We start from the raw sequence: 12,338 nt of genomic DNA, 5'->3' as shown, positions 1-12,338 counted from the left end.
GCATCCGGGACACAAAGTCTAACTCGCCGCCTTGAGCAGCCGATCGGCGGCCGCCCTCGCCTCGGCCGTGATCTCGGCGCCGGCGAGCATGCGGGCGATCTCCTCGCGGCGGTGGTCGGCGGCCAGCGCATTGACGCGGGTGGCGACGCGCTTGCCCTTGTCGAGGGCGTCCTTGGAGATCAGCAGATGCTGGCCGGCACGGGCGGCGACCTGCGGGGCGTGGGTCACGGCCATCACCTGCACCTTGCCGGCAAGCCGCGCGAGCCGCCCACCGATGGCGTCCGCGACCGCACCGCCGACCCCGGTGTCGATTTCGTCGAACACCAGCGTCGGCGCCGAGCCACGGTCGGACAGCACGACCTTGAGCGCCAGCAGGAAGCGCGAGAGCTCGCCGCCGGAAGCGACCTTCATCATCGGACCCGGCTTGGTGCCGGGATTGGTCTGCACCCAGAACTCGACGCGGTCGAAACCCTGCGGGCCCGGCGCGGCCTCATCGGTCTCGACCTGCGTCATGAACTTGGCGCGTTCGAGCTTGAGCGGTGCGAGCTCGGCGTTGACCGCCTTGTTGAGCTTGTCCGCCGACTTCTGCCGCGCCATCGACAATTTCTTGGCGGCAGCGGCATAGCGCGCGTCGGCCTCGATCGCCGCCTGCTCCAGCTTCTTCAACCGCGAAGCACCGGCATTGATCAGGACGACATCGGCAGCGTATTTGGCGGCAAGTGCAGCGAGGCCATCGACCGGCGTCGAATATTTGCGCGAGGCGGCGCGTAGCGCGAACAGCCGCTCCTCGATGCGCTCGAGCTCACCCGGATCGAAGTCGGTCGCGGCGAGCGCGGCCAGGAGATGCTGGTCGGCTTCCTCCAGCGCGTTGATCGCGACGTCGATCGCCTTCACGGCGGGCTCGACCAGCGCCGGCGAGTTGACACCGCGCCGCTCCAGCCGGCGCACGGCGGCCGACAGGGAGGCGACCGGCGAATGATTGCCGCCGACGGCTTCCTGCGCCTCCCGCAAATCGGAGGCGATCTTCTCGCCCTGCATCATGGTGGTGCGGCGACCGGCGAGCGAGGTCTCCTCGCCTTCCTTGGGCGCGAGCTGCTTCAGCTCGTCAGAGGCGTGGCGCAGATAATCGGCCTCGCGCGCGGCGCGCTCCATGGCGGCGCGGTGCTCTTCCAGCGCGGCGCTGGCCGTACGGCGCGCGTCCCAGAGCGCTTCGACCGCGGTGACGTCCTTTTCGAGACCTGCGAAGGCGTCGAGCAGGCGACGGTGGGTGGCAGCATCGACCAGCGCACGCTCGTCATGCTGGCCGTGGATCTCGACCAGGGCGCCACCGACCGCCTTCAGCGTCTGCACGCTAATCGACTGGTCGTTGATGAAAGCGCGGGTGCGGCCGTCGGCGAGTTGCACCCGGCGGAGAATCATCTCGCCGGTATCATCCAGGCCGTTCTCGGCCAGAATCTTCGTCGCGGGGTGATTTTTGGGGATATCGAAGACGGCGGTGACCTGCCCCTGCTCCGCGCCATGGCGCACGAGCCCGGCGTCGCCGCGGCCGCCGAGCGCCAGTGCAAAGGCATCGAGCAGGATGGATTTGCCCGCACCGGTCTCACCGGTCAAAACCGCAAGTCCGGTGGCGAATTCGATATCGAGCCGCTCGATCAGGACGATGTCACGGATCGACAGACGCGCCAGCATGGAATCAAATTTCCTAGCCGAGACTATAGGCCTATCTTCTTGAAGGCCCTGCTCATCCAGGAACCCTGATTCTCGCTCGGCTCGAGACCCCCGGATTTTACAAGATTATAGGCGTCCTTGTACCAGCGGCTGTCAGGAAAATTGTGGCCAAGCACCGCGGCTGCGGTCTGCGCCTCGGCGACGATGCCGATCGTCATATAGGCCTCGGTGAGCCGGAACAGAGCCTCCTCGACATGGCGGGTGGTCTGGTACTGCGTGACGACGGCCTTGTAGCGGTTGATCGCCGCCGTGTAGTCGCGCTTCTGCATGTAATAGCGGCCGACATTCATTTCCTTGCCGGCGAGCTGGTCGCGCGCACCCTCGATCTTGGCCTTGGCCGAGGTCGCATATTCCGAGTTCGGATATTTGCGGTTCACCTCTTCCAGCGCGGCGATCGCCTTCTCGGTGCGGGCCTGGTCGCGGCTGATGTCCGGGATCTGGTCATAGTGGGAGGCGGCGATCAGGTACTGTGCATAGGCCGCGTCCGGGCTGCCGGGATGCAGCGTGACGTAGCGGGTCGCGGCGCCGATGCAGCCGTCATAGTCGCCGCCCTGGTAGGAGGCATAGGCCGACATCAGCAGCGATTTGCGGGCCCAGTCGGAATAAGGATGCTGGCGGTCGACCTCTTCGAACTTCTTGTTCGCCCCCTTCATGTCCTTCTTCTCGTTCATGAGGTACAGGCCCTCATTATAGATCTTGTCGGCGGGCTCCTCGGTGAAGGTGTCGTCCTTGGCGGTGAACTTGTCCCAGAGCGCGCCGGTGCCGCAGCCGGCCAGCGGCAGCGCGAGCACCACGAAGGTGGCGGCTTGAAGCAGCCCGCGAACTCCAGGCGAGACCGAGAGATATCCGCGCGTCATACGCTGTGCCGACATGAATTTAAGCCCTGACGCCCTGTGATGCGGTGTCCGCCAGCCCATGAACCCCGTCATGGGCGCGAAATGTAGCCGTGGCGCCTGCCATGCGACCACGCCGTGTAACCGAAAAACGATCTCGAACCAACCGGATAGGCAGGCATTTCGCCCGGATTAAGGCGAACGCGCCGCAATCCTAGCCGATCATCGTTACCAGGAGTTTCCCGGGGAAAGCTGCCGCCAAACGCAGGCGGCAACAGAACGCCAGTGGCGACAGGTCTCGTCAGGACACGTCCGGCCCGTAGGCCGCGGCGATCCGGCCGCCGACGATGCCGCGACCGACTTCGCCCACGGGACGCGTGGTGCGGCGGACGGCCTCGCCCTCGACCACCCGCCAGGCGGTACGGTCGGCGAGCAGCGCGGTCAGGACAGCGTGGTTGAGCTTGTGACCGCCACGCACCGAGCGGTAGGCGCCAAGCAGCGGCAGGCCGGCCAGCGCGAGGTCGCCGATCACGTCCAGCACCTTGTGGCGGGCGCATTCGTCGGCGTAGCGCAGGCCCTCGGTGTTGAGCAGCCGCTCGTCGTCGAACACGACGGTATTGTCGAAGGAGGCGCCGAGTGCGTAACCCGCGCTCCAGAGCCGGGCGACGTCGCACATCAGGCCGAAAGTCCGGGCGCGGCCGACTTCGCGGCGGAAGCGCTCCGGGCTCAGATCGAAGCCGTAGCTCTGCTGGCCGATGACGGGATTGGTGAAGTCGATCTCGATATCAACGCGGAACCCGTTGGCGTAGGGCCGGATCTCGCCGAAGGAGTCACCGACCTTGGCCGAGATCGGCTTCAAGACCTGAATGAAGCGGCGCTGTGCCGGCTGGCTGACGATGCCGGCCTGGTCGATCGCGGCAATGAAGGCCGCGGCGCTGCCGTCCATGATCGGCACTTCAGGGCCGTCGATCTCGATGGTGGCGTTGTCGACGCCCATGCCCCGCAGCGCGGCAAGCACATGCTCGGCGGTGGAAACCAACGGGCCGTCACGATCGCCGAGGACGGTGGCGAAGTCGGTCGCGATCACCTGGTCGGCGGTCGCCTGAATCTCACGGTCACTTCCCTCGAGGCCGGTGCGGACAAAAACAAACCCCGCATCGACGGGCGCAGGCCCCAGCGTGAGAGTGACGGGAAGCCCGGAATGAACGCCAACGCCGGCCACGGTGGCTTGCGCACGAAGCGTTGTTTGCCGGCTAAATTTCATCAGGAATCCGCCCCACTACGACCCACTGCGACTTATACTAGGCCCGCTTGGCCGGCCAGTGCCGACGGTTGCGAATCTCCGTATCCCCAAGTCACGGCAAACCATAGTCACAGCCTCAAACAGCGCCAACTCACGCTTTTTTACCGATTGTTACCCCAAACCTGCCGTATTCGCGCCAAGGCTTAACCAAATTGCGCCGGAGTTTGGGACCGTTATCGGCAGTTTTACTGAACCACCAAATGCGTAATTAATGATTTAAAATCAGTTGTTTGATCCCGCAATCCGGGCATGCACGGGACCAAAGGAAAGGTCCCGGCAAGCTTCCCGCCGGGACCTTTTTTCGTCGGCCTTATTGTAACAATCCTCAGGTCGCCTGACGCCTCAGGAAGGCCGGGATATCAAGATGGTCGTCACCCTGTGGCGCCGGCGCAACAGGCGCCGGGCGGCCATGCATGTCCAGGCCCTGAGGCGCAGGACGGCGGGCATACTCCGATACCGGCTCGCTCGCCGCGATCTGCTGCGCCACGCTCTTCTGGGGCCGGCGATCGGGCAGCGGCGGCATCGCGGGACCGGCGGTGCGGGCTGCGACCGGCGCCTCACTCTCCTCGTCGCGGCGGCCGAGGCCGACATTGGCGAGGCGCTGGAGCAACGACAGGCGGGTCTTCTGCGGGGTCTCTTCTTCAACCTCGCCGCGGGCCTGGCGAAGCTCGGCCTGGGCCGGCATCGGCAGTTCGTCGATACGCGGCATCCGCGGTGCACGGACCGGCCCACGCTCGGCCTGCGGCGGGATGAAGGTTTCCGGCGTCATCGGCTCCTGCATCGCGACCGGGGCCATGTCAGGCTCCGGAAACAGCGTCGGCTTCTGCGCGATCGGGCGTACCGTGACGTCGCCATAGGTCTGCATCGGCGCGGGCGCCTGCGGGACCTCGGCAACGGCAGCCGCGATGGCGGCAAGCGCGGCGCGCTCGACATTCTGACGCGGCGCGGTCGGGGCGGCGGCCGGGATCTGGGCTTCCAGCTTCTGGGCGCGCTCGGCCATGCGCTGATTGTCGGCGCGCAGACGCGCGGTCAGATCGGCGAGACGGCTCTCGGCAGCGGCGGCCGGAGCAGCGGGAGCCTGCTGCACCTGTTGAATCTGCTGCGGCGCCGCGTTCGCGACCGGGGCGCTGGTGGCCTGGGTGTTGCGGGCGATCGTTGCCTGCTCGATGCCGGTGGCGACGACCGAGACGCGGATCAGGCCGTCGAGCGCTTCGTCGAAGGTCGCGCCGACGATGATGTTGGCGTCCTGATCGACTTCCTCGCGGATGCGGGTCGCGGCTTCGTCAACCTCGAACAAGGTGAGGTCCTTGCCGCCGGTGATCGAGATGAGGAGGCCCTTGGCGCCCTTCATCGAGCTATCGTCGATCAGCGGGTTGGCGATCGCGGCTTCAGCGGCGGTCAGCGCGCGCTTGTCACCGGAAGCTTCGCCCGTACCCATCATCGCCTTGCCCATCTCGCGCATGACGGCGCGAACGTCGGCGAAGTCGAGGTTGATCAGACCTTCCTTGACCATCAGGTCGGTGATGCAGGCAACGCCGGAGTAAAGCACCTGGTCGGCCATCGCGAAGGCGTCGGCGAAGGTGGTCTTCTCGTTGGCGACCCGGAACAGGTTCTGGTTCGGGATGATCAGGAGCGTGTCGACGACCTTGTGCAGCTCGTTGATGCCGGCCTCGGCGGTGCGCATGCGGCGGCCGCCCTCGAAGTGGAACGGCTTGGTCACGACGCCGACGGTGAGGATGCCCATGTCGCGCGCGGTCTTGGCGATGACGGGTGCAGCGCCGGTGCCGGTGCCGCCGCCCATGCCGGCGGTGACGAACACCATGTTGGCGCCCGAGAGATGGTCGCGCAGTTCGTCGATCACCTCTTCCGCCGCCGCCGCGCCGACGTTCGGCTGCGAACCCGCGCCGAGGCCTTGCGTGACCGCGGTGCCCATCTGCACGATGCGCTGCGCCTTCGACATCGTCAGCGCCTGCGCGTCGGTGTTGGCGACCACGAAGTCGACGCCCTGGAGGCCCGCCGTGATCATGTTGTTGACGGCGTTGCCACCGGCGCCGCCGACGCCGAACACGGTGATCCGGGGCTTCAATTCGTGAATATCAGGAACATTGATGCTGATGGTCATGTTTGCCTCTCGATCACGCGCGCGTGGGTTCGCCCCGGCCGGCGGCCGCGGGAGTTGGTGAAATGCGAAGGTTGCGGAACCGGTTCATCAGAAGCCCTCGCGTAGCCATCGTCCGACCTTTCCAAAATAACCGCCCGTCCCTGTCTTGACCTGCTGCCGCGTATGCCGCGGTTCGACATGCTCGTGATGAACATATTGCGGGTAGACGAGGAGCCCGGCCGGCACCGCGAACGCGGCGTTCTTCGCCTCGTTGGGCAGCCGGCCGAAACCGAGCGGACGTCCGACCCGCACGGGCCGGCCGAGAATCTGTGTGCCGAGTTCGACGAGTCCGGTGAGCTGCGAGGCGCCGCCGGAGAGCACGACGCGGCCGTTGGGCTCTGAGGCGAAGGGCGAATCCTTCAGCTTGTCCCGAACCATTTCGAAGACTTCCTCGGCACGGTGCTTGACGATGTTGGCGATGGTCGCGCGGGAGACGATCTGCGGCAGATCCTGCTCGTCACCGGCTGTCGGTACAGACATCAGCTCACGCGAGTCCGATCCGCCGGTGATGACGGTCCCATATAACGTCTTGATTCGCTCGGCATCGGCAATGGTCGCGGAGAGTCCGCGCGCGAGATCCATCGTGATGTGTTGCCCGCCGACCGCAAAGCCCGCCGCATGCACGAAGCGGCCGCCGGAATAGACCGCGATGGTGGTGGTGCCCGCGCCCATCTCGACGACGGCGGCGCCGAGATCGGCTTCGTCGTCGGTCAGCACCGACAGGCCGGCCACATAGGGGCTCGCCGCCATGGCTTCGACATTGATGTGGCAGCGCTCCACCGCCAGCATCAGATTACGGGCAACGGTGGCCTCGCAGGTGACGACGTTCATGTCGACACCGAACTGATGGGCGACCATGCCGCGGGGATCGCGGATGCCCTTGACGCCGTCGAGCGTGTAGCCGACCGGCAGCGCGTGCAGCACGGTCCGGCCCTCGCCGGTGGCGTGGCGCATGCCGGTGGAGGTGACGCGGCTGACATCGGCCGGCGTCACGGCGCCACCGCGGATGTCGGCCGCGGCTTCGACCAGCTGGCCGGAGAGGCGCCCGCCCGAGACCGACAGCAGCACGGACTCGACCCGCACCTTGGCCATTTTCTCCGCCAGCCCGACGGCCTGGCGCACCGCCTGCTCACATTCGGCGAGATCGACCACTGCGCCGGCCTTCATGCCGCGCGACTGGATCTGGCTGTAACCGATCAGCTCCACCGCGTGGGTACGGTCGCGCAGGGCTTCGCTCGGCGCCGACGGCCTCAGCCGCGCAATCATGCAGGCGATCTTGCTGGTGCCGATATCGAGGCAGGCGACGATGCCGCCGCGCTTGTGCGGCATCGGGCGCGTCTTCGGGGTCTGGGTGCGATCAAGACCGGTCATGCGGCGTCCCCGGCCTTCTTTTTCTTCTTGTCCTTGAACAGGTCCTCGCGCGCCTTGGCGGCGTCGTCGGACAGCTGCACCACCAGGCGATCGGGCAGGCGCATGTCGACGGCGACGATGTCGCGGGAGAACAGCTTGTCCTCCTTGTCGAGCCTGGACAGCATCGCGAGGGCGTTGCCGACGTCCTGCTCGGGCAGACGGATGTCGAGGCCATCCTTGAGCCTCAGATTCCAGCGCCGCTCGCCGACATAGATCGCGGCCTTGGTCACCGAATTGATCTGCGGATAGCGCGCCAGCAGCGCCAGGAAATCGCGCGCCTGGGTGTCGGCGCCCTTGCCGACCACGAGCGGCAGCGACAGGAACCGGCGCGAGACGTAAGGCTCGAGCACCGCGCCGTCATCGGCGATGACGGAGAGCCGGCCGGCCTCCTGCCACAGCGCGAATGCCTGGCGCTCGGTGATGTCGATCATGAGCCGGCCCGGATAGAGCTTCAGCACGGTCGCATCCGCAATCCAGGGATTGGCCTTGAGCTTGTCGCGCACGACGTCGGCGTCGAGGAACAGCAGCGAGGAGCGGCCGCTGACCCCGCCGACCGCGAGGATCTCGTCCTGGCTGAGCTGCTTGCGGCCGTTGATCACGACGGAGGTGATGCGGAAGCCCGCGGAATTGGCCAGCGCGTTGCGGGTGTCGCTGACTGCGGCGATGAAATCCTGGAGGTGGCCGCCCCTGACAATGCCGAAGCCGCAGCTTCCGACCAGCAGCAGAACGGTCATGGTGATCCCGATCCGGCGCGGCGCATAGCGCTCGACCAGCGCGACCACGCGCGGCGGCGGCTCGCGCTCGACGACGGGCTTGGCCTTGGTCTTGGACCTGATCTTGTTCTGGGCGACAGCGCGCTTCTGGTCGCGCTTATCCTGTACCCACTCGCGCAGAAGCACGACCGCTCCGATAGCGGCCGCCTTCAGGTCAGCTTGGGGCCTCAGCGATCTCAGAAACGACCGAGTGAGGCTTCCTGCACCATCCATTGCACGAGCTCGTCAACAGTTAGCCCGCGACATCGCGCGGGTCCTGGCGAACATGACGTCTCGGACTTGCCGGGCCGGGTGCTGGTCTTCAGAAGAAGAAAACCTCTCCCCTTCAAAGCGTTCGCTGGAGGTGACATCACCCGCAACAGCCCACGCGCCGGCAGCCAAAGCGTCATATGCGCCGCCAGCGTTAACCTTCGGACGTCCTGGTAAACAAAAGGTAAACTTCGTTAACGCGGGATGCGTTTTGCCCAGGCATGTGAGGCATTTATGCCGCGATGTCCGGCATTTTACCGGTTTTGGGTTCCAAAACCGGCCATTTCGCCGGTTCGGCCGTTAACCAGTCCTAATTATTTTCTCACGCCCCGCCCGGCGAGCTCGACCAGGCCGCGCAGGAAGTCGACGAACTCGATGCCTTCGGCTTTCAGCGCCTTGGGGTAGAGCGAGGACTTGGTCAACCCGGGCAGCGTGTTGGTCTCGAGATAGATCAGGCCCCTGTCGGAGACGATGAAGTCCGAGCGGGAATAGCCGGTGCAGGACATCGCGCGATGCGCCAGCATCGCCTGCTCCTTCAGCGCGGCGGTGATCTCGGGCGCAAAACGGCCGGGGCAGATCTCCTGGGTCGACTTCAGGAGATATTTTGCGGCGTAGTCGAAATTGCCCTCGCCCGGAATGATCTCGATCGGCGGCAGCGACATGATCGAGCCGTCGGTGCGCTCCAGCACGCCGCAGGTTGCCTCGACGCCCGCGATGTAGGGCTCGATCACATAGTCTTCGTGCTTCGCCGCATTGCGGACGGCGACGAGATCCTGCCTGGCGTTGACGAAGATCAGGCCATAGCTCGAGCCGTCGCGCGCCGGCTTTGCGATCAGCCGGCCGTATTCGGTGAAGGCCTCGTCGATCTTGTCCAGCGCGACGTTGGCCGGCGGCGTCACGCCGCCGAGCGCGGCGAAATGCTTGGCCGCGATCTTGTCGAAGGCGAGATGCGAGGAGGCCGAGCCCGATCCGGTGAAAGGCACGCCGCGCGCCTCGCACATCACCTGCAATTCGCCGTTCTCCGCGCGTCCGCCATGCAGGCCGAGCACCAGCACGCGGCCGTCCGTCTTGGCCTGGTCGAGCGCCTGCCCCAGCGGAATGCCTGATGTGCCGGGCTTGAACTCGTCCTCGAACGGACGGGCGTGTTCGAGCAGTTGCTTCGACTGCACGACATGCACCTTGTCCTCGACGTCCCACCACCAGAGATCGGCCTCGGGCAGCGCCTGATGTAGCGCCTGGGCTGAGGCGACCGAAACCAGACGCTCCCGGTTGGAGCCGCCGAAGAGGATGGTGATGCGCATGTTCTCTCGTCGCCTGTCCAGGTTAGTCGGGAATTCCAATCCGCTTGATTTCCCAATGTAGCTCAATTCCGGAGTTTGCCTTCACGCGTTCGCGCACGGTCTCGCCCAGCGTCTCGATGTCGTGCGCGGTGGCATCGCCCGTGTTGATCAGGAAATTGCAGTGCATCTCCGAGACCTGCGCGCCGCCGACGCGCAGGCCGCGGCAGCCGGCGGCGTCGACCAGCTTCCAGGCGGAATGGCCGGGCGGGTTCTTGAAGGTCGAGCCGCCGGTCTTTTCGCGGATCGGCTGCGCGGTCTCGCGGTGGGTCTGCACCTCCGCCATGCGCGCGCGGATCGTATCAGTATCCCTGATCTCGCCGCGAAAGCGCGCGGAGGTGAAGATGATGGAGGGGTCGACGCCGCTGTTGCGGTAGACGAACTTCATGTCGGCGTTCGAGAACACGTGCTTGCTGCCGTCCCTCGCAACGCCGGTCGCCTCGATCAACACGTCCTTGGTCTCGCCGCCATTGGCGCCCGCATTCATGCGCAGCGCACCGCCGATGGTGCCGGGAATGCCGAAATAGAATTCGAGCCCGCCGATATTGGCGGAGGCCGCCACTTCCGCCACGCGCTTGTCGAGCGCGGCAGTTCCAGCGGTGACGACATCGCCGCTCGCGCTCGCCTCGCCAAAGGCGCGCGGCGCCAGCCGAATCACCACGCCCGCGATGCCACCGTCGCGCACGATCAGGTTGGAGCCGACGCCGACGACATAGACGGGAATGTCGGACGCAAGATGCGCGAGGAAGTAAGCGAGATCGTCCTCGTCCGCCGGCGTGAACAGCACCTGCGCGGGACCACCGACGCGAAACCAGGTGAGCTCGGCGAGCGACTGGTTGGCGAGCAGTCGTCCGCGAAGTTGCGGCATTGCGGCTTTGAGTTCGGGCGTGATGTCCGGGAAGCTCATGGTGCGCTGACCGACATGCGAGCTGGATTGAGATTGCGCCGTGTGACGTTGTCCGCCAGCGCCCGGGGCTTACCCCTCTCCCCAACCCTCCCCCGCAAGGGGGGAGGGAGCGCAGTGTGCCGTGTGGCGGTCTGTGAGACTCTCATGAGAGCGCCTACCCCAACGCCTTCAATTCGTTGGGCAGCGCATACGCCCATTGCGTAATGTTGCCGGCGCCAAGGCACACGACGAGATCGCCCGGCTTCGCCAGGCCCTTGACGATACCTGCGAGCTCCGGCGCTGCCGGCAGGCCGATCACCTCGCGGTGGCCATGGGCGCGCAGGCCGGCGACGAAATGGTCGCGGTCGATGCCGTCGATCGGCGTCTCGCCGGCGGCGTAGACGTCGGCGACGATCACCGCATCCGCATCGTTGAAGCAGGTGCAGAATTCCTCGAACAGCGATTGCAGGCGAGTGTAGCGATGCGGCTGCACCACGGCGACGATCTTGCCGTTGCTGGATTCCCGCGCCGCCTTCAGCACTGCCGCGATCTCGACGGGGTGATGACCGTAATCGTCGATCACCGTGACACCGTTCCACTCGCCGGTCTTGGTGAAGCGGCGCTTGACGCCGCCGAAGCCTGCGATCGCCTTGCGGATCGCCTCGTCCGACACGCCGAGCTCGCGCGCGACCGCAATCGCGGCCGTCGCGTTCGAGGCGTTGTGGCGTCCCGGCATCGGCAACATGAGATCGGCGATCTCGTGCACGGCGCCGGTCTTGCGATCGCGGAACGCGACCTTGAACTTCGAGCCACCCCCCATCGGAGTGAGGTCAAGCAACCGCACATCGGCCTGCGGATTCTCGCCGTAGGTGATGATGCGGCGATCCTCGATCTTGCCGACGAGGCTCTGCACGACGGGATGGTCGATGCACATCACGGCGAAGCCGTAGAACGGCAGGTTCTCGACGAAATGCCGGAACGCGTCCTGCACCGCCTCGAAGGTCTTGAAGTGATCGAGATGCTCGGGGTCGACATTGGTGACGATCGCAACATCGGTCGGCAACTTCAGGAACGTGCCATCGCTCTCGTCCGCTTCGACCACCATCCAGTCGCCGGCGCCGAGGCGCGCATTCGAGCCATAGGCATTGATGATGCCGCCATTGATCACGGTGGGATCGAGGCCGCCGGCATCGAGCAGCGTTGCGACCATCGTGGTCGTGGTGGTCTTGCCATGGGTGCCGGCAATCGCGACGCAGCTCTTCAGCCGCATCAGCTCGGCCAGCATCTCGGCGCGGCGCACCACGGGAATGCGCCGTTCGCGCGCCGCCATCAATTCCGGATTGTCGCGCTTGATCGCGGTGGACACGACGACGACCGCAGCGCCGTCGACATTCTCGGCCTTGTGGCCGACCGAGACCTTCGCGCCCGCCTTGCGCAGACGGTCGAGATTGTAATTGTCGGAGGCGTCCGAGCCCTGCACGACATAGCCGAGATTGACCAGCACCTCGGCGATGCCGCTCATGCCGATCCCGCCGATCCCGACGAAGTGGATGGGTCCGATCTCGCGCGGCAGTCTCATGCTCTGTTCCCTGACCTCGCCGCCGGAAAGGCGGCATCTGGCGAAGGTCACGGCCAAATCAGCCGCGCCGTTGTTACTG

At 65.9% G+C, this 12,338-nt stretch carries 9 protein-coding genes; all 9 read right to left on the bottom strand.

Annotated elements, in window-relative coordinates; all coding sequences use genetic code 11:
* Window positions 1-18: 18 nt before the first annotated feature.
* Window positions 19-1,689: a DNA repair protein RecN gene (recN, locus tag ACVJ5M_RS12360; protein ID WP_354099553.1), complete on the bottom strand. Its 1,671-nt coding sequence runs from the start codon at window positions 1,687-1,689 to the stop codon at window positions 19-21.
* Window positions 1,690-1,712: 23 nt separating this feature from the next.
* A complete protein-coding gene (locus ACVJ5M_RS12355) occupies window positions 1,713-2,600 on the bottom strand; it encodes an outer membrane protein assembly factor BamD (RefSeq protein ID WP_028147628.1) in 888 nt (295 codons plus the stop codon).
* A gap of 262 nt (window positions 2,601-2,862) precedes the next feature.
* Window positions 2,863-3,825 (bottom strand): UDP-3-O-acyl-N-acetylglucosamine deacetylase, encoded by a 963-nt coding sequence (gene lpxC / locus ACVJ5M_RS12350; RefSeq protein WP_063981545.1) that lies wholly within the window; start codon window positions 3,823-3,825, stop codon window positions 2,863-2,865.
* 364 nt (window positions 3,826-4,189) lie between these two features.
* Window positions 4,190-5,986: a cell division protein FtsZ gene (gene ftsZ, locus ACVJ5M_RS12345; RefSeq protein WP_063981544.1), complete on the bottom strand. Its 1,797-nt coding sequence runs from the start codon at window positions 5,984-5,986 to the stop codon at window positions 4,190-4,192.
* Window positions 5,987-6,073: 87 nt separating this feature from the next.
* Window positions 6,074-7,396: a cell division protein FtsA gene (gene ftsA / locus ACVJ5M_RS12340; protein WP_063981543.1), complete on the bottom strand. Its 1,323-nt coding sequence runs from the start codon at window positions 7,394-7,396 to the stop codon at window positions 6,074-6,076.
* Window positions 7,393-8,421 (bottom strand): cell division protein FtsQ/DivIB, encoded by a 1,029-nt coding sequence (locus ACVJ5M_RS12335; protein WP_063981542.1) that lies wholly within the window; start codon window positions 8,419-8,421, stop codon window positions 7,393-7,395. Before ACVJ5M_RS12335 ends, ftsA begins: the two co-directional genes overlap by 4 nt.
* Window positions 8,422-8,771: 350 nt before the next feature.
* Window positions 8,772-9,758, bottom strand: coding sequence for a D-alanine--D-alanine ligase family protein (locus tag ACVJ5M_RS12330; protein WP_063981541.1), 987 nt, complete (start codon window positions 9,756-9,758; stop codon window positions 8,772-8,774).
* A 22-nt stretch (window positions 9,759-9,780) separates the two neighbouring features.
* The gene (murB, locus tag ACVJ5M_RS12325) at window positions 9,781-10,701 is read right to left on the bottom strand and encodes a UDP-N-acetylmuramate dehydrogenase (protein WP_063981540.1); all 921 of its coding nucleotides are present in this window, start codon (window positions 10,699-10,701) and stop codon (window positions 9,781-9,783) included.
* A 154-nt stretch (window positions 10,702-10,855) separates the two neighbouring features.
* Window positions 10,856-12,259: a UDP-N-acetylmuramate--L-alanine ligase gene (murC, locus tag ACVJ5M_RS12320; protein WP_063986144.1), complete on the bottom strand. Its 1,404-nt coding sequence runs from the start codon at window positions 12,257-12,259 to the stop codon at window positions 10,856-10,858.
* Window positions 12,260-12,338 lie beyond the last annotated feature (79 nt).

The sequence above is a fragment of the Bradyrhizobium sp. S3.7.6 genome (assembly GCF_054061875.1).
Note: the sequence above shows the minus strand (reverse complement) of the source record. Positions and strands in the feature narration are given on the sequence as shown.